Annotated in this window: 21 protein-coding genes, 1 tRNA gene and 3 pseudogenes; 7 read left to right on the forward strand and 18 right to left on the reverse strand. The window is 64.4% G+C overall.

Annotated elements, in window-relative coordinates; genetic code table 11:
- Positions 1-74: 74 nt before the first annotated feature.
- Both rpmA and rplU read right to left on the reverse strand, forming a co-directional pair.
- Positions 75-356 (reverse strand): 50S ribosomal protein L27, encoded by a 282-nt coding sequence (gene rpmA / locus NHH73_25525; protein ID USX25895.1) that lies wholly within the window; start codon positions 354-356, stop codon positions 75-77.
- A gap of 38 nt (positions 357-394) precedes the next feature.
- The gene (rplU, locus tag NHH73_25530; protein USX25896.1) at positions 395-706 is read right to left on the reverse strand and encodes a 50S ribosomal protein L21; all 312 of its coding nucleotides are present in this window, start codon (positions 704-706) and stop codon (positions 395-397) included.
- A gap of 272 nt (positions 707-978) precedes the next feature.
- Here rplU and ispB point away from each other — a divergent pair, with 272 nt between their 5' ends.
- Entirely contained in the window at positions 979-1,968 is a 990-nt protein-coding gene (gene ispB / locus NHH73_25535; GenBank protein USX29708.1) for an octaprenyl diphosphate synthase, read from the forward strand.
- Positions 1,969-2,081: 113 nt separating this feature from the next.
- On the opposite strand, the pseudogene arsC reads toward ispB, so the two are convergent.
- From arsC to NHH73_25565, 6 genes and pseudogenes are all read right to left on the reverse strand, one after another.
- Positions 2,082-2,426, reverse strand: a pseudogene (gene arsC / locus NHH73_25540) (arsenate reductase (glutaredoxin)).
- Positions 2,427-2,466: 40 nt separating this feature from the next.
- Positions 2,467-4,809, reverse strand: a complete 2,343-nt coding sequence (locus NHH73_25545; GenBank protein ID USX25897.1) for a TonB-dependent receptor — start codon at positions 4,807-4,809, stop codon at positions 2,467-2,469.
- A gap of 132 nt (positions 4,810-4,941) precedes the next feature.
- Positions 4,942-6,222: a vanadium-dependent haloperoxidase gene (locus NHH73_25550; GenBank protein ID USX25898.1), complete on the reverse strand. Its 1,281-nt coding sequence runs from the start codon at positions 6,220-6,222 to the stop codon at positions 4,942-4,944.
- Between the two features lie 134 nt (positions 6,223-6,356).
- On the reverse strand, positions 6,357-7,076 hold the full coding sequence (locus tag NHH73_25555; GenBank protein USX25899.1) for a hypothetical protein: 720 nt from the start codon (positions 7,074-7,076) through the stop codon (positions 6,357-6,359).
- Positions 7,077-7,128: 52 nt separating this feature from the next.
- Positions 7,129-8,526, reverse strand: a complete 1,398-nt coding sequence (locus tag NHH73_25560; protein ID USX25900.1) for an alkaline phosphatase — start codon at positions 8,524-8,526, stop codon at positions 7,129-7,131.
- Positions 8,527-8,550: 24 nt separating this feature from the next.
- Complete coding sequence (locus NHH73_25565) at positions 8,551-10,002, reverse strand: alkaline phosphatase (protein USX25901.1); 1,452 nt, start codon at positions 10,000-10,002, stop codon at positions 8,551-8,553.
- A gap of 109 nt (positions 10,003-10,111) precedes the next feature.
- Between NHH73_25565 and NHH73_25570 the strand changes: the two genes are divergently transcribed.
- Positions 10,112-10,188: transfer RNA gene (locus NHH73_25570), tRNA-Pro, on the forward strand.
- A gap of 76 nt (positions 10,189-10,264) precedes the next feature.
- Here the strand turns inward: NHH73_25570 and NHH73_25575 are convergent.
- The 3 genes and pseudogenes from NHH73_25575 to NHH73_25585 all read right to left on the reverse strand — a co-directional run bounded on the left by NHH73_25575 (position 10,265) and on the right by NHH73_25585 (position 13,246).
- Positions 10,265-11,491, reverse strand: coding sequence for a hypothetical protein (locus NHH73_25575; protein ID USX29709.1), 1,227 nt, complete (start codon positions 11,489-11,491; stop codon positions 10,265-10,267).
- 9 nt (positions 11,492-11,500) lie between these two features.
- Positions 11,501-13,063 (reverse strand): annotated as a pseudogene (locus NHH73_25580) (S8 family serine peptidase).
- Positions 13,064-13,069: 6 nt separating this feature from the next.
- A pseudogene (locus tag NHH73_25585) lies at positions 13,070-13,246 on the reverse strand (hypothetical protein).
- Positions 13,247-13,730: 484 nt separating this feature from the next.
- Between NHH73_25585 and NHH73_25590 the strand changes: the two are divergent.
- Both NHH73_25590 and NHH73_25595 read left to right on the forward strand, forming a co-directional pair.
- Positions 13,731-14,615 (forward strand): PEP-CTERM sorting domain-containing protein, encoded by an 885-nt coding sequence (locus NHH73_25590; protein ID USX25902.1) that lies wholly within the window; start codon positions 13,731-13,733, stop codon positions 14,613-14,615.
- A 29-nt stretch (positions 14,616-14,644) separates the two neighbouring features.
- A complete protein-coding gene (locus NHH73_25595; GenBank protein ID USX25903.1) occupies positions 14,645-15,529 on the forward strand; it encodes a PEP-CTERM sorting domain-containing protein in 885 nt (294 codons plus the stop codon).
- Positions 15,530-15,545: 16 nt separating this feature from the next.
- Here the strand turns inward: NHH73_25595 and NHH73_25600 are convergent, their stop codons facing one another.
- Complete coding sequence (locus NHH73_25600; protein ID USX29710.1) at positions 15,546-16,217, reverse strand: heavy metal response regulator transcription factor; 672 nt, start codon at positions 16,215-16,217, stop codon at positions 15,546-15,548.
- Between the two features lie 130 nt (positions 16,218-16,347).
- On the opposite strand from NHH73_25600, the gene NHH73_25605 reads away from it, so the two are divergent.
- Together NHH73_25605 and NHH73_25610 are read left to right on the forward strand one after the other, a co-directional pair.
- Entirely contained in the window at positions 16,348-16,764 is a 417-nt protein-coding gene (locus tag NHH73_25605; GenBank protein ID USX25904.1) for a DUF305 domain-containing protein, read from the forward strand.
- On the forward strand, positions 16,761-18,104 hold the full coding sequence (locus NHH73_25610; protein USX25905.1) for a hypothetical protein: 1,344 nt from the start codon (positions 16,761-16,763) through the stop codon (positions 18,102-18,104). The genes NHH73_25605 and NHH73_25610 overlap by 4 nt, the downstream gene beginning before the upstream one ends.
- On the opposite strand, the gene NHH73_25615 is transcribed toward NHH73_25610, so the two are convergent.
- The 3 genes from NHH73_25615 to NHH73_25625 form a co-directional block, all read right to left on the reverse strand.
- Positions 18,101-18,637: a VOC family protein gene (locus tag NHH73_25615; GenBank protein ID USX25906.1), complete on the reverse strand. Its 537-nt coding sequence runs from the start codon at positions 18,635-18,637 to the stop codon at positions 18,101-18,103. The genes NHH73_25610 and NHH73_25615 overlap by 4 nt on opposite strands.
- Positions 18,619-19,464, reverse strand: coding sequence for an alpha/beta hydrolase (locus tag NHH73_25620; GenBank protein USX25907.1), 846 nt, complete (start codon positions 19,462-19,464; stop codon positions 18,619-18,621). The genes NHH73_25615 and NHH73_25620 overlap by 19 nt, the downstream gene beginning before the upstream one ends.
- Positions 19,465-19,596: 132 nt before the next feature.
- Positions 19,597-20,241, reverse strand: a complete 645-nt coding sequence (locus NHH73_25625; protein ID USX25908.1) for a response regulator transcription factor — start codon at positions 20,239-20,241, stop codon at positions 19,597-19,599.
- Between the two features lie 205 nt (positions 20,242-20,446).
- Here NHH73_25625 and NHH73_25630 point away from each other — a divergent pair, with 205 nt between their 5' ends.
- Complete coding sequence (locus NHH73_25630) at positions 20,447-20,785, forward strand: hypothetical protein (protein ID USX25909.1); 339 nt, start codon at positions 20,447-20,449, stop codon at positions 20,783-20,785.
- Positions 20,786-20,816: 31 nt separating this feature from the next.
- On the opposite strand, the gene NHH73_25635 is transcribed toward NHH73_25630, so the two are convergent.
- The 3 genes from NHH73_25635 to NHH73_25645 all read right to left on the reverse strand — a co-directional run bounded on the left by NHH73_25635 (position 20,817) and on the right by NHH73_25645 (position 26,604).
- A complete protein-coding gene (locus NHH73_25635; protein USX25910.1) occupies positions 20,817-21,812 on the reverse strand; it encodes a LysR family transcriptional regulator in 996 nt (331 codons plus the stop codon).
- 87 nt (positions 21,813-21,899) lie between these two features.
- Entirely contained in the window at positions 21,900-23,405 is a 1,506-nt protein-coding gene (locus NHH73_25640; GenBank protein ID USX25911.1) for an efflux transporter outer membrane subunit, read from the reverse strand.
- A gap of 1 nt (position 23,406) precedes the next feature.
- Positions 23,407-26,604, reverse strand: coding sequence for an efflux RND transporter permease subunit (locus NHH73_25645; protein USX25912.1), 3,198 nt, complete (start codon positions 26,602-26,604; stop codon positions 23,407-23,409).
- Positions 26,605-26,606 lie beyond the last annotated feature (2 nt).

The following is a 26,606-nucleotide window of genomic DNA, read 5'->3' on the forward strand; positions in this document are numbered from 1 at the left end:
CAGAGCCTTTCGATTGAAGGCTTGCGCCTTACAAAGGGGACAGCCCGGCGCGAACGCCTGGCCGTGAGCGTGATTTACGCTGGTACTGCAGCTGCTGGAGCGTTTGGTACGACGGTGACGAATTGCTTCGAACCTTCGCCCTTGACGACGAACTTGACCTTGCCGTCCACCAGAGCGAACAGGGTGTGGTCTTTGCCCATGCCAACACCTTCACCAGCGCGCACCGGGGTGCCGCGTTGACGAATGATGATGCCGCCAGCATTGATCGATTGACCGCCGTAGACTTTTACGCCCAGACGCTTTGACTCTGAGTCACGACCATTTCGCGTTGTGCCGCCGCCTTTTTTGTGTGCCATTTAAGACTCCTTGGATACTAATTCTCGGGCAAACGGTATTAACCGTTGATCGATACGATTTGGATTTCGGTGTAATTTTGGCGATGGCCTTGATGCTTCTGGTAGTGCTTACGACGACGCATCTTGAAAATCTTCACTTTATCGTGACGACCGTGTGCCACAACAGTAACCAGTACCTTTGCACCCTCAACCAGGGGAGCACCAAACTTGATGCTTTCGCCTTCGCCAACGGCGAGGACCTGATCGATGGTGAGTTCGGAACCAATGTCTGCCGGTATCTGTTCTACTTTAAGTTTTTCGCCAGCGACAACTTTGTATTGTTTGCCACCGGTTTTTATGACCGCGTACATGATTTGAAACCTCATCAAATGTTAAGAAAATTCCCTCAGCCGCCAGCGCAACAACATGCATGGTGATCGGGGAACCGCTGATTATACATGGGATGCCAATTGACGTCAAAAACTATTCACAAATGGCCGATGGCGTGGTATGTCGACAAGCTTGCAGGATGGCGGGTGTTATCCGATTAACAAAGTAGTTGCCACAAACAAGGTGGCGCGCCCCTGCGGGCGGGGGCATGTCGTATAATCTCGGCACCAATAGTCCACTGCACAGGTTCGTCTTGTCTGCCGCCACCCACACCGCAACACAAAACAATATCGCCCACTCGATCGCCGCCGACATGGACGCGGTCAACTCGGTGATCCGCCGCAAGCTGCATTCCGAGGTCAGCCTCGTCAATCAGATCGCTGAATACATCATCAGCGCCGGCGGCAAGCGCATCCGCCCGGTCCTCGTGCTGCTGGTGGCGAACGCCTATTCCTACAAGGGCACCGGGCACCACGAACTGGCCGCCGTGGTCGAATTCATCCACACCGCCACCCTGCTGCACGACGACGTCGTCGACGAATCGTCGCTGCGGCGTGGCCGCGCCACCGCCAACGCGCTGTTCGGCAACGCCGCCTCGGTGCTGGTGGGCGACTTCCTGTACTCGCGCTCGTTCCAGATGATGGTCGGCCTCAACAACATGCGCGTCATGCAGATTTTGTCGGACGCCACCAACGTCATCGCCGAGGGCGAAGTGTTGCAGTTGCTTAACATGCACGATCCCGACGTCAGCCAGGAGCGTTATCTGCAGGTGATCCGCTCCAAGACGGCCAAGCTGTTCGAAGCGGCGGCCGAGCTGGGCGCCTTGATCGCCGGCGCCAACGACGCGCAAATCGCCGCCGCCGGCGAATACGGCCGCTCGCTGGGCACGGCATTCCAGCTGATCGACGACGTGCTCGACTACGCCGGCGACGCCAATGAAATCGGCAAGAACGTCGGCGACGACCTGCGCGAAGGCAAGCCGACCCTGCCGCTGATCTACCTGATGGAAAACGGCACGCCGGAGCAACGCGAGCTGGTGCGCACCTGCATCGAGCAGGGCGACGAGCAGCACTTCGACACGATCCTGGCCGCCATCACGAGCAGCGGCGCGCTCGACTACACGCGCCAGCAAGCCGAAACGGCCGCCCGGCGCGCCGCTGACGCGATCGCCGACCTGCCCGACAGCGTGTACAAGGAATCGCTGCTGCAGCTGGCCGATTTCTCGGTCCACCGCACGCACTAAAGCAACTCCGGGGTCAGGTCCACCATTTCTACACGAGCCCAGCCCTACCCGGCATTACGGCCTAGTACGTGTAGAAATGGTGGACCTGACCCTGGGTTGACAGCATCAAATTAGAGCAGCTCTTGCACCAGCTCGGAAGGGCGGCATAAACGCACGCCCTTTTCCGTCACCACAAACGGCCGATTGATCAATATCGGATGCGCGATCATCGCGTCGAGCAGCGCATCGTCGGACAACGACGCATCGGCCAGCCCCAGCTCCACATACAAATCCCCCTTGTCGCGCATCGCCTGACGCGCGGTCAATCCGGCTTTGGCGATCATCGCCTTCAACGCAGCGCGCGACGGCGGGTTCTTGATGTAATCGATGATCTCCGGCTCGATGCCGGCGGCGCGTATCGCCTCCAGCGTTTTGCGCGAAGTCCCGCAAGCGGTGTTGTGATAAATGGTGACGGTCATATGCTGCCTTCGAGCGTAAATTCAGAGGCAGCATTATCGCTTAAAACTTCGCCGCCAAACTGACACCGATCGCACGCGGCATCAAACGATAACCCTGCACGATCGACGCCACCTGCGGATGCTGGATCACCTTGTCGTTGTCGAACGCGTTCTTAACGAACACGCTGACGTTGTAACGGTCGAAGCCCATGCCTGCGCTGAAGTCGGCCGTGTGATACGCCGGACGCTCGTAATCCGTCAGCTCCGGATTGAGCGAACCCTTGCTCGATCCGACCCACTGCACGCCGCCCATGACGAACGCGCTGCGGTCGCCCAATGCGAAGTTATAGCGCGCGTTGATCGCCGCGTTATATTTCGGTACGCCCTGGATCTGCGCCCCCGCCACCGCGCCGACCACGCCATTCTGGATGCCCTGGTCGTTCGACAGCTCGGCCTTCACATACCCGCCCGACGCGCTCAAGGTCAACCCGGCGATCGGCTTGGCCTTGATGTCGAATTCGAAGCCCTTGCTGGTGGCGTCGCCGGCGTTGGCGTTATACGTGTACGCGCAGGTCGGCAGATAAACGCCCTGCTGGATGTTCTTCCACTTGATGTAGAAGACGTCGGCGTTGATCGTCAAGCGGTTGTTGAGGAAGCGCGACTTGCTGCCCACCTCATAATTCCACAGGCTGTCCGACGCGTAGTTCGGCGGCCCCTCGGTCAGGCCGTTCAACTCCAGGTCGGGACCGCAGGTGGTCGGCGGCACGAAGATGTTCGATCCACCCAGGCGGAAGCCCTTCGATACGCTGGTGTACAAGGTATGGCGCGGATCGACTTCCCAGGTCAACGCATACTTCGGCGTGAACGCGGTCGACTTCAGGCTCGCGCCGCTGTTGTTGCCGGCGCCGGCCAGGTAGTTGCCGTTGCGCTGTTCCAGATTCGAGCTGGCGCGAAGGTAGCGCGCGCCGACCGTGGCGTGCACGGTCGGCGTGAAGTAGTAATTGACCTCTCCGAAGATGGAAGACTGCTTCTCCTTGTAGTGGAAGGCGCCGGCGAACGAGTTATCGTTCGGGAAGGAGCCGGGACGCACATCGGGCAGCAGCTCGGGATCGTAAATGTCGAAACCAAACTGCTTGAAGGTGTCGGTCACGCCGAAGATCGGATCGTTCTCGGTGATGTTGGTGTGCTGGCGCGAGAAGTACGTCCCCGCCAGCCAGGTCCACGGCGACACCGCCGCGTCGTACGGACGCGAAGCCAGGCGGAATTCCTGCGACACCTGCCGCACCTGGTTGTTCAGATACACGGCCGACGGCAGCGCCGCTATGGCGTCGATCAGCTCCGGCGGCGCCTTGCCGCCATCGTTAGTCGACGTCAGGAAGGTCGACAGCGAATAGCTGTTATAGGCCGAGCCGTTCTGCGTGCGGTCGAACTTGCGCGAAAAGTAGCTGGTGGCCGACGTCAGATCGACCGCGCCAAGATCCCAGTTGACGGTCACGCTGGGCGTGAGCAGCTTGTCGATGGAAGGCTCGCGCACCTGCTTCTGCGCCTGATAGTTCGGCAGCTCGATGTTGAAGGCAGAGATGTCCTTCGCATCCAGGCGCTGGTAGTAGATCGACGGCGTGATCGTCAGCGCGCGCGTCGGCTTCCATTTCAGCGCCAGGCGCAGTTCCTGGTCGCTGTACTTGTTGATGTCCTTGGCGAGCACCGCGCCGTCGCCGTCCACCTGGTTGATGTAGCCGCCGGTGTGCTGCGCCTGCACGCCGATGCGCAGCGCCAGTTCGTCGGCAATCAGCGGGATGTTGCCGACCACGTTGGCCGAGTAGCTTGGGCTGCCGTCCCTGGTGTGCGAGGCCTCGGTGTAGGTGGTGAACTCGCGCTCCTTCAGATCCGGCTCGTTCGGCACGAATTTGATGGTGCCGCCCATCGAGCTGGCGCCGTACAAGGTCACCTGCGGGCCGCGCAGCACTTCCACCCGGTCGATATCGAAGAACCTCGGCTCGACGTTCCCCATCGTGTAGACGTTGCCGACGGTGACCGGCGTATCGCCCAGGTAGACACCGACGGTCGCCGCGCCGGCGGTTGAGCTGATGCCGCGTATCTCGATGTTGGACGTGCCCGGCCCGGCGCCGCCGTTGCCGCTGGCGGCGGTGAAGGAGATGTTGGGCACCACGCGCGTCAGGTCGGTGATGTCGCGGATGTGCTCTTCCTGCAGCTGCTTGCCGGTGACGGCCGAAATACTCATCGCCACCTTGGCCGGATCTTCCTTGCGCTTTTGCGCGGTGACGGTGACAACCTCGATCTCGTCGGACGGTTTGACCGGAGCCTGTTGCGCGCCTACCGGACCGGCCAGCGCGGCCAAGGCGGCGGCGATGGAACTGCACATTATTTTTTGATTGATCTTCATGCCTGCGCTTCTCCAGTCAATAGGGACGTGCCCCAGAATGATGCATTTTTATATATTAATCATCTTGTGATTTTTAACAAGCAAGAAACTTGCCAAAATCTTGTTGGCGGTGTCGTTGATCAGCCAGGCGGGCTATTTCGTGGCGTTCAGCCTCATGAAGGCGTGTCCCATGGTCCAGCCAGCGACTTGCTTCCCCAGGGTGTAGCCGGCTGTGGTGGCGTAACGGAAGTGCATGCCGCCGTAGATGCGCGCCTGGACACTCTCGCGCGCCAACGCGTCCACGTCGGCATAGTCGCGGGTCACATTGGTCACGATGCTATCCAGAGTAAAGCTGACGTTGCCGGTGCCGAAGTACAGGCGCAACAGCTCGCCCACGGCCCCGGCCGTGCACGAGTGTGCGGCCGGGTATTCCGGGTGCGGCGGCGTCGGCAGGACCGGTTTCCAATCCGTATCGCTCGCCGTGGCCGGATTGTCGTCCGTCTGCGCCAGCGGGATGGCGCTGAGCGGGCGCCAGGCGTTGTAGTGGTATTTGGCGTCGAAACACGCGCCGATCGCATCGGTGTAACCGGAATAAAGGATCGCCATCAAGCGCGCGGCGTCGCCAACGTCGCCGGTGCTGCGCGCAAAGCGTCCGAAATTTCTTGTGATGAACGTTTGCGGCGCTTCGGTGTGGAAGCGCGCCAGCTCCAGCTGCTCGGGGGTGCGCCGGCTGCCGAGCATGCCGCCGTAGTCCTTCGTCTCATTGAAATCGGCCGCGTATTCGGCGCTGTCCAGGGCCGGTGGAGGCGGCGGCCGGAACTGGTCCATGCTGTTCAGTGTGAACGGGCGGATATGGGGAAAATAGCGGACCACCGGATTGCGCCCGCGATACTCCCCGGGTGCCGTGCCGGGGACGTATTCCGCCAGGACTATCGCCCGCCCGTCCGCCGCGCGCCGGGCAAGGACGGCGGTAGCCACCTCATTTCCCAATGCAATGCCGCGCGTCTTCGCAGCGCCATCCGGCAACGAGGCCATGAAACTGTCGTACGCGGGACGATAATGGGCCGCGCGGTCGGGAAACAGCGCCCGCAGTACGCCGAAAGCCGCCGCGCCGGTCGCCGCGTCCGGGGAGGCGCCGGAAAAATCGCCCTGAGGGAACGCGTAGAGCGGCTGATAACGTCCCGTGATGGCAGCCACCGCATCGTAGATCGCCACATGCATGGTCGCCATGTCGACCGAGAAAGCGGGATATTTCTCCGCTTCGGTGGTGGCTGTTGGAACGGTCGCGTTAACGTTAACGGTCGCCGCACCAACCGCGTGCCAGTACGCGACCGCGTTGGATTTGTCCGGCGTCACGGTGACGTGGGGCGCACTTGCGCATCCGGCCAGGGCGCACACCAGCGCCAGCACAATACACCGCGACAGCTCAAACATGGGGCCTCCGACATTAGCGGGCGGCCGGGCGGCCACCGATCCCAAGGCTAATGTCTTTTTGATAATTTCGCAAGCCAATTATGCGAAACCCATGCCGGATGGCGGGCGCTTACGCCCGAGGTTCGGGCTGCGGCTTAATCAAGGAAGTCGGAATACTCGCGCTGCGCGTAGCCTTGCAGTTTCTTCCACGGCGCCTCGGCGACGCCGGCCTGCGCCGTCACGTCCATCCGGCGGTAGAAGGTGCCGGCCTTGTCGCCGCTTTCGATCACCAGCGGAATCTGGCGCTGCTCGTCCCACAGCACGCGCTGGTAGACGCCGCCCTCCTCGCGCTCGCGCCAGCGCGCGCCGGCCACGCTGGAGGCGCGCGCGGTCACCGGCATGGCGCCCAGCAGGCGCGGATCGAGCAAATAGAAAGCGCGATCCCACGAACCGTCGAAATTGACGTTCTCGAATTCGGACGGCGGAATAGCGACCACCGCGCGTTCCTTGGCGTCGACGTATTCCACGCGCGGCGTCTTGCCGGCCAACGTCAGATGGCGCGGCAGCACGATGTGGTTGAAGCCGTGGTGATGGCCTTCCTGCGGCGCGGCGCGCGCCGGCAGCACGCGCGCGCTCCACACATGGCCGGGGCGGCGCAGCATTTTTTCCTCGTAGCGTGATTCGCGCGTCACGCCGTCGGGCGTGACGGTTTTGCTGTAATAGGCGACCGTGAGGTCGAGGTCAGGGGCGACTGCCGGGGCGACTGCCGGCGCGGCGGCCGGCGTGGCGGCCTGGCCGATCGCGGCGGTGGCCGCATAAGCGGCAACGGCCGCGCAAACGGCGGCCAGCGGCATGGCGAAACGAAAAATCTTCATGAAGCTCGATCAAAAAGCGCCGGCGCTGAACGCCGGCGCGGTTGCGTTGCGATTACAGGCCGAAAGCCGACTTGAGCAAGCCGAACACCTTGGTGTTGTCCAGCGTACCCTTGAACGGCTTGGCGCCGGCGCCGGTGGCGAACAGCTTGACGTCGCCGCCGCCGTGGGTTTCGCTCGACAGGCGCACGCCGGTCTCCTGCAGATAGTTGTCGGCCAGCACGGTGCTGCTGTCGAGGTCCGCGCGCGTGTTCACGCGGTTCGGACCGTTACCGAACACCAGGGTCGTGTAGGTCTTGCCGTCCGCATCCTTGGCCGGCTGGCCGTCGCGGTAGCCACGGTTGATGTCGAGGATAGGATTGCCGCGCTTGCCGTAGCCGTTGAACGCCAAGGTATGGTCGTGGTCGGCGGTGACGACGATCAAGGTATTGGCCAGCGTTGGATCGGTCAGCTTGGCCTTGGCCAGCGCCGCCTTGATGGCGTCGTCGAAGGCGATGGTGTCGGTCAGCGCGCGCTTGGCGTTGGTGCCGTGCAGCGCGTGGTCGATGCGGCCGCCCTCGACCATCAGGAAGTAGCCGTTGGTGTTTTGCGCCAGCAGGTCCATCGCCTTGACGGTCATCTCGGCCAGGCTCGGCTGGGTCGCGCCCTCGCCCAGCGGCGGCGTCGCCGTGCGGTCCAGTTCATATTCCAGATGGCTCTTGGTGCTGTACAGGCCGATGAATTTCTTGCCGCTGGCGGCGTTCATCTCGGCCTTGTTGGCGGCCACGGTGTACCCCTTGGCTTGCAGCTCGGTGAGCAGGTTGCGCCCGTCCGCGCGGCCGGTGGTGTTGGCCGTGCCGAACGGCGTGAAGTGGTTGCGGCCGCCGCCCATGAGCACGTCGACGCCGTCGCCCAGCGCGCTGTTGAAGCCGGCGCCGCCGGGCACCAGCTGCGCCGCGATGTGGTACTGCGCGTTGCGGTTGCAGATGTGCGAATAGGTCGCCGCCGGCGTCGCGTGGGTCAGCTCGGTGGTGGTGATGGCGCCGACCGCCTTGCCCTTCGCCTTGGCCAGTTCCAGGATGGTGGTGGCCGGCGTACCGTTGCCGGCGGCGCAATTGTTCACGCCGAGGTTGCCGTTGGCATCGCGGCCGGGATTGGTGGCGACTGTTTCGGGCGACATCGAGATGACCTCGTTGTTCATCTTCACGCCGGTCATGTAGGCGGCCATCGACGGCGCGCTGTCGGTGGTCTGGGCGTCGGCCGAGAAGGTCTTGATGCGGGCGGTGCGCTCGAGCGTATCCATGGTCAGGCTGCCGTCTTCGCCGTACTTGTAGATGCGTGCGGCGGTGACGGTGGTCGGCCCCATGCCGTCGCCGAGGAAGAAGATGATGTTCTTGGCTTCGCCGGCGGCGTGGGCCGCTTGGGCGCTGGCCAGGGTCAGGGCCAGCGCGGCCGCGATTTTGGTGGGTTTCATGATCTGGTATCCGTTCAATGTGCGTTACAGGCCGGCGGCGGCCTTGACCAGGCTGTAGACCTTGGTGTTGTCGATGGTGCCGGTGAAGGTGTCGGCGCCCTTGCCGGTGGCGGCCAGGAACACATCGGTGCCGCCGTGGGTCTCGCCGCCGGCCGGCATGCGCACCACCGCTTCCTGGTGGTAGGTGTTGGAACCGGTGACGCTGTCGTCCAGGCTGGTCATGCTGCTGCGGCTGCCCTGGGTGCGGTTCTCGCCGTTGCCGAAGCCGATGATCGAATACGGCGCGCCGTCCAGATCCTTGTCGACCGCGCCGGTGACGTAGTTCTTCACCACGCCCAGCACGCCCGCGTTGCCGGCGGTGGTCTTGCCGGTGCGTTTGGCGTAGCCGTTCAGCACCAGGGTGTGGTCATGGTCGGCGGTGACGACGACCAGCGTGTTTTTCAATTCGGGATCGGTGACGCGGGCCTTGGCCAGCGCCGCCTTGATGGCGTTGTCGAACGCGACCATGTCCTGCAGCGCCTTCTTGGCGGTGGTTTCGTGCAGCGCATGGTCGATGCGGCCGCCCTCGACCATCAGGAAATAGCCTTTGCTGTTCTTTGCCAGCATGTCCATCGCCTTGGTGGTCATCTCGGCCAGGCTCGGCTCCTTGGCCGGATCGCGATCCAGGTCGTAGCTCATGTGGCTCGACGTGAACAGGCCCAGCAGGCGCTCGGTCTTGCTGGCATCGATGGCGTTCAGTTCGGTCACGTTGCTGACGAAGGCGGCGTTCTTTGCTTTCATCTCGGTGATCAGGTTGCGGCCATCGCTGCGCTTGCCGCCGTCCTTGACGGGGGTAAAGAACTGGCTGCCGCCGCCCAGCAGCACGTCCAGGCCGGTGCCCAGGGCGCTGTTGTAGCCGGTGCCGCCCGGCACCGAGGCGGCGGCGATATCGTTCTCCAGGTCGCGGTGGCAGATGTGCGAATAGGTCGCCGCCGGCGTGGCATGGGTGACGCGGGTGGTGGTGACCACGCCGGTGCCCAGGCCCTGCGCCTTGGCCAGTTCCAGCAAGGTGGTGGCCGGCGTGCCGTTGTTGGCGCCGCAGTTGTTGCCCAGCTTGTTGCCGTTGGCGTCGGCCACCGGATCGACCGCCTTGGTGTTGGACGACATCGAGATCACCTCGTTGTTCATCTTCACGCCGGTCATGTAAGCCGCCATCGACGGCGCGCTGTCGGTGACCTGGGCGTCGTTCGAGTAGGTTTTGACGAAAGCCGTTTCCGGCAAGGTGTCGACGGTCAGCTCGCCGTCCTCGCCGACGGCGTAGATGCGCGCGGCGGTCATGGTGGTCATGCCCATGCCGTCGCCGAGGAAGAAGATCACGTTCTTCGGCGCGGCGGCCACCGGCGAGGTCACGGGCGTGTTGATCGGCGTGGAATCGCTGCTGCAGCCGGCGATCAGCGCCGCGCTCAGGCCGGCAAGGAGTATGGACGTGCGTTTCATGGTATCTATCCAGCTTCGTTTTAAAGCTTTGCAAGATAACAAGTTCGTGTGACACGCTGATGACGCGGTTGAAGCTCGTTCAAAAATCTGCTGTAATAACGATACACGTCGGGGTGTGGCTCAGCCCGGTAGAGCGCTGCGTTCGGGACGCAGAGGCCGGAGGTTCGAATCCTCTCACCCCGACCAGCCCGAAAAACAAAGCCCCCCGGCCGCCGCATCGCCAGCACCTTACAAGGCGCTAGCGATGCCAGATTACAAGCCCTTATTTCTCCATGTTAAGGCGTTTTGCTACCGCCACCCCGGTCGCCGGCGTGACATCGCGCGTGTCGATATTGAGCTCGGTGACCGCCGTGATGCCGCCGGCCGGATTGGCCATCCGCACGCCGCCCAGGTAATGCGCGCCCAGCGCCAAGCCGCTCCAGCTGACAACGACCGGGCTCGTGCCGCCGACCTGGACCGACGCCGGCGCCGTGACTTTCATATTGCCCTTGGTATCGTTCGGAATGGCGGTAGCGTAGGACAGCGTGTAGTTGGTACTCGCGCCATTCTTCAGCTTGTAGCCCAGCACGCAAGCCTTGAACACGCCCATCGGCGGCGACACCAGGCTCACGCTTTCGTTGGAGTCGCTATGGGCGCTGAACGCGACCACATTATTCCATTGATCCAGCACCATCAGATCGAGGTCATCGTCGGCGCCGCCCGCCGTCTCCTGATTGCTGATTTCAAACCGCGCCAGGATGGTCTTGGCGGGAATGGCCAGCGTGACCGCCTTGACACCAGGACCGCGCGCCACGCAGGCTTGCTTGACGTCCTCCAGTGATTCCAGCGAGCCCGGCGCGGCCTGTGTGACCGTATGGGCCAGACGCGTGTACTCGCGCAAGCCGGCCCGTTCGACCGCCAATTTACCGGCGAACCCTGTCTGCACATCGATCTGCCGGCTGCCGCTGACGGTGGTGGCGGAAACCACTTCCGGTGCGGACACGCCGTCGTTGTAGCGCGCCTGCAGCGGGCTGCGCACCGTGTGCTCGCTATCGTTCCACACCAGTTCACCTGTGCTCCAGACGCCCGGCACGGCGCTGGTGCGCGTCAATTTGACCGTGTAAGCCTGCTTTTCGCCCGGAGCGAGTTGCAGGGAGGACGGCGTCACGGCGACGTCAAAACCGTCGAGCGTGCTGGTGGCGGTGTAGATGGCTGGCTTGTCGCCGACGTTGGTGACGCTGCGGGTGATGCTTTGGACGCCGACCACGCCGGCCAGCGAGATCGAGGCCAGGTTCAGTGCCGGGCCTTTGATCGCGCCGGTGTTGCAGTCGGTGGGATCGCCGGTGATGTCGCACACGTATTTCAGGTAATCGCCGGCGGCGATGTCGTACACCAGCCCCGGATCGGCGGCGAGGTTCGGCACGACCAGGCCGGCGCCCTGCCCCCAGGGCAGCGTGCCGTCCTGGTCGCCGGTGAGGGCGGTCGGCAGCACGGTGCGGGTGGTGGTCATCAGCGCGGACTTGATGGCTGCGGGCGACCAGCCGGGATGGCGCTGCTTGAGCAGCGCGGCCAGGCCGGCCACATGCGGGGTCGCCATCGAGGTGCCCGACATGAACGCCGAGTAGCTGTAGGAAGGTGCGGTGCCGGCGATGACCGCGGCGCGCTGGGCGGCGCTCAGGCTCGGCGAGATGCCAGCCAGCGTATCGACGCCGGGCGCGGCCATGTCAGGTTTAAGCACGCCGGGATCGAAGCGGTTAGGACCGCGCGACGAGAACTCGGCCAAGGTCGGTCCGTAGATGTCGGTCAGCGTGCTGGCCGACATGGCGGCGGTGGCGCCGGCGCCCGCGGCGTAAGCGTCGATGGCGGCTGCGTCTTCCTGGCGCACATGCACCGTCGGCAGGCTGTACATGTCGATCACGGGACCATTGCCGTCGTCCAGCATGATCATGCCGACGCCGCCGGCGGCGCGCACCGCTTCGGCCTTGGCCGTGCGCGCGTTGCTGCCGCGCTGGCAGACCACCACCTTGCCGGCGACCTTGGCCGGGTTGAGCTGGGCGCTGCCCACGTCCGCGGCGCTCATGCACAGCGTGGCGTATTCGACGCTGGCGCCCGGCGCCGCGGCGTCGACGCCGCGAATCAAGGCAGTCGCCGGCAACGGCTTGCCGATGATCGAGACGCCGCTGTAAGTCTTGCCGTTGCCCAGCTTGACGGTGGCGGTGTGCGTCTTGTCGTGGGCCGCTGCGGCCACGGTGGCCAGCCATGGACCGGTGTGGTTGACCTGGTTGGCAGGGCCATCGTTGCCGCCGGCGGCGGCAACGAACACGCCAGCTTCAACGGCGTGGCGGAACGCCTGCTCCACCGGATCGACCGGCGTTTCGCCGCCACTGATCGAGAAGTTCAGGATATCTACGCCGTCCGCGACCGCCGCTTCGATCGCCGCCACGCTATCGCTCGAGAAGCAGGTGTTGTCGGGATCGCCATTGGTGGGCTTGAAGCTCCAACAAACCTTGTAGATCGCCAGCCGCGCGCGCGGCGCCATGCCGGTGCGCACGCCAAGCGGGGTGCCGTCGGCGGCCACCGCCTGAACCTGGTCATTGCCCGCCGCCGTGCTCGATGTGTGCGTGCCATGGCCGCCGAAGCCGGCCGGTCCGCTCAGCGAATCGCGCGGCGAGCGGAATTCGCTCGGGTGGATCGGCAAGCCGCTGGCGCGGAAGCCGGCGTCGAAATAGCGCGCCCCGATCAGCTTGTTGTTGCAGTCGGCGCTCGTGAAGCCTTCACCGGTCTGGCACGCGCCTTTCCAGCGCGCCGGCGGCGCGCCGTAGGCGGAGGTGCCGCTGGCGTCGAAGGTGGGCCGGCCACCGCTGTCGATGCGATCGGCATAGGACAGGTTTTCCGGCCAGGCGCCGGTATCGATCACGCCGACGATGACGTCCTCGCCCGCATGCTGCCTGCCCCCCAGCTGTTCCCACAGCCCGCCCGGCTGGTCCAGGCCGAGGAAAGTCGGCGTATAGCTGGTGACGACGCGGTTTCTTTCATCGGGTGTGATGCTGACCACCTTGCCGCTGGCCTTGAGGGTGCGCACCTCGGCGTCAGTCAGCCGCGCCGCGAAGCCGTTGAACACCACCTGGTACTGGTGCGTGATGCTGGCGGCCGGCAGTAGCGCCCTGGCCTGGGCCTGCCGGGTGCCAAGGTAGCTTCGGTACTGGCGCGCTTCATTGGTCGACAGGTCGAGCCGCTGGCCGGGCGCGACCTTGGTGGCGCGCATGGTGCCTATGTTGCCGCCATAGTTGGCCACCGGCTGATCGGACAGCTGCACGATGTACGACCGGCGACCGTCATCGGCGGACGCCGGCTGGGCAATTGCGAGCAGCGAAGTTAGCGCTAACAGTATTTGTGCGGGAAGACGGTGCGGCGATAGTTGGTTCTTTGCCATGTGAAGCGCTCCGGTGTGTGGAATGGGTGTGCTGAAGAATTGAGCTATAGACTATACCCAGACCGTTGACGGTGTAACCATGAATTTTATTAAAGTTATTACTTGGTTACATTAATACAACAGGAAAATAACACTTTTTTTCATGTTATATACGCAACATTTCGCTATAAGTTTCAGAGCGAAACCAACCATGCCGAACGGTCGAAAATGGCCAATATTTTTGCCGTTTGTAAAAATAAAAAAATTCTTTATCGTATAGACGTTTCCCCAGTGCTGTGGGCATACTTGGCCACTTCTTAACTGAGGGGGGGGAATAATGAAATTCGCACGCAAAGCAATGGTTGCCGCCTGCCTGGTGGCCGCCACCAGTCCTGTTTTTGCGGACGCTTACAGCACGGCCACTTTCGGCAATCTCACCATCACATTAATCGATCTGAATGTCGACGACGGTGTGGCCGCCAGTATCCAGTTCCTTCCCCGCACGACCAAATTTACCGACGGCGCCTCGATCAGGGGCGAAGTCGAGACTTGGCGTGAAGTGGGTAGCTTTGTCGATCTGCACGACGAAAAGATGAATAAATCAGCCGCTTGGGGTAGCGCTAACATTGCTGGCGGCGCACAAACTGAGACAGCGTCGATGTCCGCCAGCGTTAACGCCTCGGCCGATGGCAACGGCTTCACGTCCCTCAACTTGTCCGGCAGCGCACTGTCGACGCCGGGACACCTGAGCTATTTCAACGGCGCGGCTAACGTGCCAGCCATCAATCTGCGCGAGTTCATGTTATCGGCAAATACCCAGGTGGTGTTTTCGGTGGCCGGCTCCATGAGTGTGAGCACCAATCCCGGCACCTATCCCGGCGAACTGCGCAACGAATTGGCTTTCGCGCGGCTGGGGCTGCAGGTGAGCGGACTGGACCTGGAGGGAAACGTGCTGGTGGACCAGCATGAGCAAACGCTGAGCGTGGGCTATCCCGGCGATCTCATTCCGAGCGGTGGCGGCGATAGCTGGAGCGGGATGATTTCGTCCAGCTACAGCAACCTGAGCGCAGAGAGCGCCGGCGGCGGATTCTGGGCGTACGGCGGTATCGAGGGCGCCTCCATGATCACGGCCGTGCCGGAACCCGAGACCTACGGCATGCTGCTTGGCGGCCTGGGACTGATCGGTGCCGTCGCGCGCCGCCGCCGCCGCGCTGGCGCGTAAAACAAGTTTGCTCAATCAAGGAAAAATTTATGAAGCGTCTTGCACTGCATACCCTGGCGGCTGTCTGCCTGACGGCCGCGATCGCTCCGGCGTTCGCGACGGCCACCAGCAGCGCCAACATGGGCAACCTGATCATCACGTTAACCGACCTGAACCCCACCGACGGCATATCGCCATGGCTGTCGTTCACCCCCAACAGCGTGTCCGGATTGCACAATGAAGCCAGGGGCTGGGACGATGTCTACGAATCCTACACCCGCGACGACTACGCCACCGCTCCCCATCAGAATGGCCTGTTGACGAAACAAATCGACACCGCTTGGTCAACCTCGAGCGCCAGTGTGGCCACGGCGGCCAACGCGGCAGGATTCACGGCGATGTCGGCGCACGGCGCGGCGCAAAGCGGCACCGATGGGTACGGCAAATATTTCAGCCAGGCGTATAACGGCAACGGCGTCAGCTCATTCGTCCTGTCGCCTATGACACAGGTCACCTTTAGCGTCGTCGCCAATGTAAAAGCAAGCACCAGCATGGGCTACAACCTGGACGCCGACATGGCCGAATACGGCTATGCCCGCGTCTTGCTGAACGCCGGTGGAACCGTCAACGGCCAGTGGCAGAACGACGGGCAAGAGTACGCGGCGCTGGCCGAGTACTTCGTCAACGACGACAACACCGTGTCGGGCGTCACCGATAGCTGGTCGGGCATGCTGACCTCCTCGTTCATCAATTACGGTTCGACCGTTGCCGATGCATGGCTGCAAGGGGTGGCACTGAGCGAAGGCCAGTCGGCCGTCTGGGACGGCGTGTCGCCGGTGCCCGAACCGGAAACCTACGGCATGATGCTGGCCGGACTGGCGCTGATCGCCGCAGTGCGTCGCAAGGCAGGCAAGCAAGCCCAGGCCGCGAAGTAATCCCCGGGGTCGCCCGTCAGGCGACCTCGTCCAAAAAATAGCCCATGCCGCGCACCGTCTGCACCAGCTTGACGGGAAATGGATCGTCGACCTTGGCCCGCAGGCGGCCGATGGCGACGTCGACGACATTGGTCCCGGAATTGTAATTTACGTCCCAGACCATGGAGGCGATCTGGCTGCGCGACATGACCTCGCCGCGCCGGCTCGCCAACAGATGCAATAACGCATACTCCTTGGCGGTCAGGTCGATACGCCGCCCGCCCCGGCTCACGCGGCGGCGCAGCACCTCGATGTCCAGGTCGGCGATGCGGATGTTGCCGTGCTCGCGCATCGGGCCGCGCCGCAGCAAGGTGCGTACGCGCGCGAGCAGCTCGGCGAACGCGAACGGCTTGACCAGATAATCATCCGCGCCCAATTCCAGCCCTTTCACCCGGTCGGCGACGTCGTCGCGCGCGGTGAGGAACATCACTGGCGTCTCCTTGTATTCGCGCAATTTGCGCAGCACGGTCCAGCCGTCCATTTCCGGCAGCGTCACATCAAGCACCACCAGTTCATAGGCTTCCCGCACAGCGAGCGCAAGGCCGTCGGCGCCATTGCGCGCCAGGTCGGCCGCATAGCCGGCTTCGCGCAAACCCTTGACCAGATAGTCTCCCGTTTTGGGCTCGTCTTCGACAACCAGAATTCTCATCATGCCCGTTTGTTGGTTCTGCGATTTCCGCTTTAAGTCGATTACAAATTTGTCATGCGCGCGTCATCGTGCGGTTAACGCCCGCTGCTTACACTGGAGCCCTCTCTACTCAAGCACCGAAAGGACGGCCATGGCCATTTCGCTACGCGCAGCCGTCATCGCCGCAATCGCCGCGATGATGGCCGCCACCGGCACCACAGCGTCGGCACAGGAACACCACCACGGAGGCGCCACCCCGGCGTCCGCGCCGCCGGCCTTCGTCGCCAGCACCGCCAAGCCGTTCGCCGCCCTGATGGACGACGCCATGTCGGTGATGGACGACGGCATGAAGCGGGCGCCGATGAACGGCGTGCCGGACCACGACTTCATGACCATGATGATCCCGCACCACCAGGGCGCGGTCGACATGGCCAAGTCCGTCCTGCTCCACACCACGGACCCGGAAATCCGCAACCTTGCGCTGGGCATCATCGCCGAACAACAGGTCGAGATCGACGTCATGAAAGCCTGGCTGCACAACCACCCCACCAAGGAGATCGACAAATGAAGACACTCGCCATCGCCGCCGGCGCCATGCTGTGCGCCCAAGCTTGGGCCGCCCCCATTTCACCGCTGGACCGCGTCTACACGGCGGACCAGAACACCAACACCATCTCCGTCTTCAGTCCCGCCACCAACACGCTGCTGGGACAGATCAAGCTGGGCAACTCCCGCCCGGACATCCTCTCGCCGCTGTACCGGGGCGAAGTCAATGTGCACGGCATGGGCTTCTCGCCCGACCACAAAACGCTGCTGGCCATCTCCAACGGCTCGAATTCGGTCACCTTCATCGACACCGCCACCAACAAGGTCAAAGGCAAAACCTATGTCGGGCGCTCGCCGCACGAAGGCTTCTTCAGCGCCGACGGCAAGGAGGTCTGGGTCGTGGTGCGCGGCGAGGACTACATCTCCGTCATCGACCCGGCCACGTTCAAGGAAACGCGCCGCATCCCGACCGCGATCGGCCCGGGCATGGTGCAGTTCCACCCGAACGGCAAGCTGGCCTTTGCCGTCTCCAGCTTCACGCCGGTCGTCGACGTGATCGACATGGCCACGCACTCCGTCATCAAGAAGATCAGCGTGGTCAGCCCGTTCTCGCCGTTCCTACAGTTCACGCCGGATTTCGGCGAGATCTGGATGACGCACAAGGACGTCGGCAAGGTCACGCGCATCAGCACTTCGACGCTGGAAGTGACCGGCGTCATCGACACCGGCTTCATCACCAACCACCTGGCCTTCGCCAAGGTCGGCGGCGAGGTGCGTGCCTACGTCACCATCGGCGGCGAGAATGCGGTCAAGGTCTACAGCACCGGCAAACAAGCCAAGCTGCTGGCGACCATCGCCACCGGCGCCCTGCCGCATGGCGCCTGGACATCCGACGACGGCTCGCGCGTCTACGTCGGCCTGGAAAACGGCGACGGCGTCCAGGTGATCGACACCGCCAGCAACAAGGTGGTCGCCACGATGGGCGGCGGCCAGGCGCCGCAGGCGCTGGTCTACCTGTCCAACGTAGCGCCGTCGGCGGACGACAAGTCCAACCTCGTGCCGCGCGTGAACCAGAACTCGGAGAATATCCAACTCAAAGCCGTCGCCGGCGACGCCAAGGGCTTCGTCGTGGTGCGCCCGATGGGCGTGGTGGAAGGCATCGAAGCCTTCCTCTACAAGCTCAAACCGGACACGCAATACGACATCTACGCCGGTGCGGAGAAAAACCCGGTCGGCAGCTTCCGCACCAACGCCACGGGCATGGCCAACGGCACGATGATCGGTCCGGGCCACGTCGACGGCGCCATCGTCGTCAAGGAAAGCGGCGGCGCGACGGTGCTGAAGTCGGCGCCGGCGGTTTAACTCAGGCAGGGAACGTCGGGCGCGCCGAGCGAATTGGCCCACCCGGCGGCGTGGCCGTCCGCCTGGCGCGGCGCCTGCAGGAACTCCAGGGTCACCCCTTCCGGGCTGCGCACGTAAACGATGCGCAGCCCGTCGCGCGCGCCGCCGCGCACCGTCTGCGGCGCGCCCAGCCTCGGCCAGCCCGCCGCCTCGACTTTGGCCAGCAGGACGTCGAGGTCGTCGACCATGTAGGCCAGGTGCATCGAGCCGACATCGCAGGCGCGCGGCATCATCACCTGGCGCCCGGCCGGCGCATGGTATTCGAGCAGTTCGACCAGGTGACCGTCCGGCCCCTCGACCATGGCCAGCGTGACGTCCGCGCCAGGCACGCCGACCACGTTTTCCAGGAATACGCTCGGTTCGTAGCGGGTCTGCGAGACGAAGCGGAATCCCAGCACGTCGACCCAGAACCGCAGCGACTCCGCCAGCGAAACGACGGTCACGCCGGTGTGGTCGGCCCTTCGGAACATCGCCGTCATGGGTGAAGCGCCCAAAACGCGGCCAGCTCGCCGCGAATGAAGTCGGTCTTTTCCTCGAACACCCAGTGCCCGCACTCCTCGATCACGCCGCCCTGCGCCGACTCCGCGATCGCCTGCGCGCTGGCGTGGCAATGCTCGCCGAACGAGGCGCGGCCGGCCCACGCCATCATCGGCACCTTTAGCTTTTCCCTGGTCAGCTGCGCCGTCTGTTCGGCCATCTGCGGGATGTAGCCGTAGTGGTTCAGGCTCGCGCGCAGGTTGCCCGGCTGGCGCATCTGCATCGCGTAGGCCTGCACATCTTCCTCCGGCATAGCCGTGGGGTTGTAGGCGAAGTCGCGGAAGAAGTGGCGCAGGTATTGCTCCTCCTTGCCCTCGACCAGGAACCGCGTGATGTCCATGTTCATGTGCATGCTCAAATGCCAGTAAGCCACGCGCGGGTCGACATAGCCGGGATAATCCAGGCCAAAGAACGGGGTTTCGATGGTCGACAACGACAGCGCGCGGTCCTGCGCCAGGTAGGCCAGCGCCACCGACGGCGGTCCGCCCAGGTCGTGGCTGAGGATATGGAATCTGTCCACACCCTCGACCGCCAGCAGGTCGAGCATGTCGCGCGCGATGGTCAGCGGCTCGTAGCCGTCGTAAGGTTTGTCGCTGTCGGCGAAGCCGCGCAAGTCGGGCGCGATGAACGTGTAGCGGTCGAGCAGGCCCTCCATCACCGGCAGGAATTCACGGTGATTCTGCGGCCAGCCGTGCATGCACAACACGACCGGGCCCTCGCCCGCCGTGACGTAGTGCAAAGTGATGCCGTTGACCTTCGCGCGCTTGTGGCTGAGCTCTAACATGATTTTCCCTGTTGTTGGATGACGTGTCCACGCAAGGTACCGTGCGCGGTCGTGGTCAACAATAAGGTGGCGCTCGCAATAGTTGTGCCGCGACGGCACAAATGCCCGCAACGCCGCCAGGACTGCGGAACGTCAGGCGCGCGGGCGCGCGCGCAAATCGATGATGCCGCGCTCGACGGCCAGCATGACCGCGTGCGTGCGGTCGTTGGCGTCCATCTTGGACAGGATGCTTTTCATGTGCACCTTGACAGTCGATTCCGAAATACCCAGTTGCACGCCGATCAGCCGGTTGGTCTTGCCCAGCGACGCCAGTTCCAGCACCTGGATTTCGCGCTCCGTCAGCGCGTCGATGTGCAGGTGCGACGCCATCGCGATGGCCGCCTCCGAAGCGATGCAGCGCCCGCCCGAATGGACCAAACGGATCGCATGCGCCAGATCGCCCTGCACATTGCTCTTCAACATGTAACCCGCCGCGCCGGCCTTGATGGCGCGCATCGCATGGACGTCGCCTTCGAAGGTGGTCAGCACGATGACCCGGGTCGATGGATACTGCCGGCGAATGAGCGCGGTGGCGTCGATGCCGTTCACCTCCGGCATCTGGATGTCCATGATCACCACATTGGGACGTAGCGCGGCGCACCGCTCCACCGCCTCGCGGCCGTTGCACGCAGCGCCCACCAGCCCGATGCCCTCCTCGTCCTCGAGGATGCTGGCCAGTCCCTGGCGGAACACCGGGTGGTCATCCACGATGAGAACGGTAATCAAATTTGTCGACATGCTTGTTAATCCTGCGAAAATCATCTGCTACTGAATATTACAAAAGGGGACGCGCTTCCCCGTACTTTAGTTAGTTTACCCATCGACTCTACTTTCTGGGTAGAGCGCAACCGCCCGGCCTACTGATGCGGCGTTCGCGATTCGCCACTACGATGGGTTATCTCAACAACAGAGCGCTTTCGACCGATCGCGCGACAAGTCAACCGTGAACTCCTTCTCTGAAGAACGCATCTGCTCGGCGCTGGACCTGCACGGCATGCTCCGTTGCAATGCTCCGCTCCACCCGCAAATGCTGGCGGACATGTTCGCCATGGGCTGCCTGCTGCACTTCCAGGGCGAACGCAGCGCCGGCACCGCGCTCATCGGCCAAGTCATCGACCAGGTCAAGGGCCCGGCGGAAACCCGTTATCTCGCATCGCTGGTGGACAATCTGTCCGGCAATGAACTGCGCTTCGCCCGGGAAATCGAACCCAGCGCGGCGCTGCGGACGCTGTGCGACCGGGCGCTGCCGGGGCCGCGAAAAGAAGCGGCCTGCGCGCGCTAACCTCCCCGCAGCCGCTCGCAGGGGCGCGCGCTCAGTGCCGCGCCGCCTGGCCTTGGCCTTGGTCCCGGCTCCGGTCCGGTTTCCCTTCGGCCGATCCTCCGCCCTGGGCGGCGGCAATGACCAGATCCCACGGCGCCGGACTGGGAAATATCTCCAGCAGGAACTCGACGAATGCCTTGACGGTGGGGCTGCCCCGGCGGCTTTCCGGCCACAGCGCGGTGACGGTGAAGCGCTCGACCGCCAGCTCGGGCAGGATCGGCACGAGCAAGCCGCGCGCCACGTAATCGGCCGCCGCGTAGGTCGGCGCGATGCCGATGCCGCCGCCGGAGACCAGCGCCGCCAGCACGCCATCGGTGGCGTCGATGATGATGCCGGCATCCGGCGTCATCTCGACGATGCGCTCGCCAATCTGGAAAGGCCACCGCAACGATTGGCCGGAGCCCTGGTAACGGAAGTTCACGCAATCGTGGGCGGCCAGCTCGTCGAGCGCCAGCGGCGTGCCGCGCCGCGCGAGATAGGCCGGGGCGGCGAAGGCGCACAGCCGGTGCGGCGCCAGCGGCCTGGCGATCAGGCGCGAGTCGCCCACCTCGCCAACGCGCAGGGCGACGTCGATGCCCTCCTCGATCAGGTCGGCGTGACGGTCGCCCATGCGCAGGTCGATTTTGACTTTGGGATGGCGCTCGCGGAAACGGTGCAGCGCGGGCGCGAGAATGTGCACGCCCACCGGCAGCGGCGCGCTCACGCGCAGCAGGCCGGCCGGCTCGGTGCGCGAATTGGCTGCGGCCTGCTCGATCTGCTCGACCTCGAGCAACAGGCGCGCGGTGCGCTCCTGCATGTCGCGCCCTTCCGGCGACAGCGCCAGTGAGCGCGTGGTGCGCGTGAACAGTTTGACGGACAGTTGCTCTTCGAGCCGCTGCACGCTCTTGCTCACGGCGGACGGCGACACCCCGAGCGACTGGGCGGCGGCGGTGTAGCTGCCCAGCGACGCCGTGCGCGCGAAAGCGATGAGCCCGGTAAGGCTTTCCAATCCTATTTTTTCCATCATGGAACAATTAAACCAATTTACTAACCCATTGTCAAGATTTTATCCTGAACAACGGGTCCACTTGCCGGATTAACCCCAGCCGCCCCCCAATGCGCGGATCAGCGCGACGGTCGTCAGCGCCCTGTCGCCGCGCAGCTTGACGGCGCTGCGCTCGACGGTGGCCAGGTTGCGCTGGGCGTCGAGCAACTCGAGATACGTACCGCGTCCGGCGTCATACAGCTTTTGCGCCAGCTCGGCGGACCGGCGCGCCGACACCACGGCCGACTCGGTCTGCTCGATCTGCCCCGCCAGCACCCGCAGGCCGGCCAGGTTGTCCTCGACCTCGGCGAACGCCACCAGCACGCTCTGCCGATAGGTGGCGACGGCCTCCTCCAGCGCCGCCTCGCTGCGCAGCACGTTGTTGCGGTTGCGGCCGCCATCGATCACCGGCATGCCCAGCGCGGCGCCCAGCAGCCACGAACGGCTGCTCCAGCGGAACACGTCGGCGAACGCGCCGCCGACGCCGCCGCCATCGGCGCTGAGGTTAAGCGCCGGGAACATCGCCGAGCGCGCCACACCGATGCGGGCGTTGGCCGCCTCCATCGCGCGCTGAGCGCCGACGATATCGGGACGGCGCGCCAGCAGCGCCGAAGGCAGTCCGGCCGGGATCACCGGCAACGGCGCCGCCGCTGTCGACGCGCTGGCAGATGCCGCATCGTCGACCAGCGGCTTCGATGCGGCGGTGAAGGCGGCGGCGGGCTTGCCGATCAGCACAGCCAGCGCGTGCTCGGACGTGGCCCGCTGGCGTTGCAGGCCGATCGCCTCGGCGCGCGCGGTCGCCAGCTCGGTCCTGGCCCGCGACAGGTCGAATTCGCCGATGTCGCCCAGCTCGAAGCGCCTGCCGGTGACGCGCACGCTCTCCTCGCGCAGGCGCACCGTGCGCTCGACGGTGACCAGCTCCGCGTCCAGCGCGCGCAGACGGAGATAGGTTTGGGCCACATCGGCTTGCAGCGCCATCAGCACGGCGCGATAAGTCGCTTCGACGGTGGCGGCGTCGCCGCGCGCGGCGGCCACGCCCGACGACACCCGGCCGAACAGGTCGACCTCGTAACTGGCCGACAGCCGCGCCGAATACGCCGACCTCGCCGGAACGGCGCTGCCCGGCGGCTGGTTGGCTTCCAGCGGCGACAGGCGCTGGCGCTGCGCGCCGACGCCGGCGGACACCTGCGGAATCCGGTCGGCCTCGGCGATGCCGGCGATCGCACGCGCCTGCCGCACCCGCGCGGCGGCGGCCGACAGCGTCTGGTTGGCGCCGCTCGCCTCGGCGATCAGCGCATCGAGCGCCGGATCGTTGAACGCGCGCCACCATTCGCCGCGCGCCGGCGGGTCGGCCGGACGGGCCACGGTCCAGGTGCTGCCATCGGCGGCGCGCCGCACCTCGTCCTGAGCGGACAGAACCCGGGCCCTATCGAGGCCCTGGCCCTGATGCTCCTTGAACGCCTCCGGCGTCGCCACGTCGGGCTGTTTGAAATCGGGCGCCGCGCAAGCGCTCAGCAACAGCGCGGCAATGGTCATGGTGTTGGTCTTGTTGATCATGCTAGTGATTGCCTTCCAGTGCGGGTTTCGGTTCCTTGTGGTCGTCCGGCGACGTCGTCGCCGGCGCCTTGTCCAGCCACTTGGCCAACGTGCGCAGCAGTACGTAGAACACCGGCGTCAGGAACAGCCCGAAGAAGGTCACGCCCAGCATGCCGGCAAACACCGCCACGCCCATCGCGTGGCGCATTTCCGCCCCGGCGCCATGGGAGAACACCAGCGGCACCACGCCCATGATGAAGGCGACCGACGTCATCAGGATCGGCCGCAGGCGCAAACGGCAAGCCTCCAGCGCCGCCTCGACGGTGGTCCGTCCGCGCTGCTCCAACTCGACCGCGAACTCGACGATCAGGATGGCGTTTTTCGACGCCAGCCCGACCAGCACGAACAGTGCGATCTGCGTGAAGACGTTGTTGTCGCCGCCGGTCAGCTTGACGCCCGTCAGCGCGCACAGAATCGACATCGGCACGATCAGGATGACGGCCAGCGGCAGGGTCCAGCTTTCGTATTGCGCGGCCAGCACCAGGAACACCAGCAGCACGCACAGCGGGAACACATAAATCATCGTGTTGCCGGCCAGGATGTCCTGATAGGTCAGGTCGGTCCACTCGTAGCCTATCCCCTTCGGCAAGTTGGCCTTGACGATCGCTTCCATCACCGCCTGCGCCTGGCCGGACGACACGCCCGGCGCCGGCCCGCCGTTCAACTCGGCGGAAACGAAGTTGTTATAGCGCTGCACGCGGTCGGGGCCGTAGGTATCCTCGACCCGCATCAGCGACGACAGCGGAATCATCTCGCCCCTGTCGTTGCGCACCTTCATCTGCGCGGCCTGCTCGCGCTGCGAGCGGAACGGCGCGTCGGCCTGCACCCGCACCTGGTAGGTGCGGCCAAACTGGTTAAAGTCGTTCACGTACAGCGCGCCCAGATTGATCTGCAAGGTTTGGTTGATCTCCGCCAGCGACACGCCCAGCTGCTTGGCCTTGACCCGGTCAACGTTGGCGAACAGCTGCGGCACATTGATCTGGAAGCCCGAGAACACGCCCTGCAAGCGCTTGTCGGCCCAGGCCTTGCCCTGGATCGCCTGCAGCGCCTTGTACAGCTCGTCGTAACCGACGTTGCCCCGGTCCTCGATCATCATCTTGAAGCCGCCCGTCGTGCCCAGCCCGTTCACCGGCGGTGGCGACAGAACCAGCACGAAGGCGTCCTCGATGGCGCCCATGCGTTTGTTGATCTCGGCGGCGATGGCGTCGGCGCTCTGGTCCTTGCCGTGCCGCTCATCGAACGATTTCAGCGTGACGAACACGATGCCGGCGTTCGGCGCGTTGGTAAAACCGTTGATCGACAGGCCGGGGAACGCCACCGACGAACCGACACCCGGAATCTGCCCGGCGATGTCGGACATCTTGCGGATAACGGCGTCGGTGCGGTCAAGCGAAGCGGCGTCCGGCAGCTGCGCGAAGCCGATCAGGTAAGCCTTGTCCTGCGATGGCACGAAGCCCGGCGGCACCGCCTTGAACATGAACACGCCGGCCACGCCCAGCAGCAGATACACCGCCAGCGCCGCCGTCTTGCGCTTCAACACGCCCTGCACGCCGGCCTCGTAGCGTTGCGACGAGCGCGCGAAGAAACGGTTGAACAGCGCAAAGAAGCGGCCCAGCACGGCGTCGATCCAGCGAGTCAGGCGGTCCTTCGGCGCGTCGTGCGGCTTGAGCAGCACCGCCGACAGCGCCGGCGCCAGGGTCAGCGAGCAAAACGCCGAAATCACGGTGGAAATCGCGATTGTCAACGCGAACTGGCGATAGAACTGGCCGGTCAGGCCGGACACGAAGGCGATCGGCACGAACACCGCGCACAGCACCAGCGCGATGGCGATGATCGGCCCGGACACCTCCTTCATCGCCTGGATGGTGGCGTCGTGCGGGGTCAGGCCTTCGGCGATGTTGCGCTCGACGTTTTCCACCACCACGATGGCGTCGTCGACGACGATGCCGATCGCCAGCACCAGTCCAAACAACGACAGCGTGTTGATCGAAAAACCGAAGGCCAGCATGACGGCGAACGTGCCTACCACCGACACCGGCACCGCCACCAGCGGAATGACCGAGGCGCGCCAGGTTTGCAGGAACACGATGACCACCAGCGCCACCAGCGCGATCGCCTCGAACAAGGTGTGGATGACGGAGCGGATCGATTCGCGCACGAACTGGGTCGGATCGTAGACGATGTCGTACTCCATCCCCTGCGGGAAATCCTTGGACAACTCGGCCATCAAGGCCCGTACGTCCGCCGACAGTTGCAGCGCGTTGGCGTTGGGCGCCTGGAAGACGGGAATCGCCACCGCCGATTTATTGTCCAGCAGCGCGCGCAGCGCGTAGGAATTGGACCCCATTTCGAGCCGCGCCAGATCCTTGAGCAGGGTGACGGCGCCGTCGGCGTTGGTCTTGACCACGATGTCGCCGAACTGCTCCGCGGTCTGCAAGCGCCCCTGCGTGTTGACCGACATCTGGAAGTCGGCGCCCTTGCTCGGCCCCTGCCCGACGACGCCGGCGGCGACCTGCACGTTCTGCTCGCGGATGGCGTTGACCACATCGGTCGCGGTCAGCCCGCGCGCCGCGATCTTCTGCGGATTGAGCCAGACGCGCATCGCGTAGTCGCCCGAGCCGAACAGCTGGACCTCGCCGGCGCCCTTCAAGCGCGCCAGCTGGTCCTTGACGTTCAGCACCGCATAGTTGCGCAGGTACAGGTCGTCATAGCGCCCGCTGGGCGACTTCAGGTGCACCAGCAAGGTGATGTTGGGCGAGCTCTTGGCGGTGGTCACGCCGATCTGGCGCACCTCCTCCGGCAAGCGCGGCAACGCGCGCTGGACGCGGTTCTGCACGGCGGTTTCCGCCTGCTCGACATTGGTGCCGATCTTGAACGTCACCGTCAGCTGCAGCGCGCCGTCGGAGGTGTTTTGCGACGTCATGTACAGCATGTCCTCGACGCCGATGATCTCCTGTTCGATCGGCGTGGCGACCGTCTCGGCGATCACTTTCGGATTGGCGCCGGGATACTGCGCCCGCACCACCACCGAAGGCGGCACCACCTCGGGATACTCGGAGATCGGCAGCTGGAAAATCGAAATCAGGCCGGCCACGAACACGATAATGGACAGCACCGCCGCGAAGATCGGCTTGTCGACAAAAAAGCGGGAAATGTTCATCC

Source organism: Oxalobacteraceae bacterium OTU3CINTB1, assembly GCA_024123955.1.
GTDB lineage: Bacteria > Pseudomonadota > Gammaproteobacteria > Burkholderiales > Burkholderiaceae_D > Rugamonas.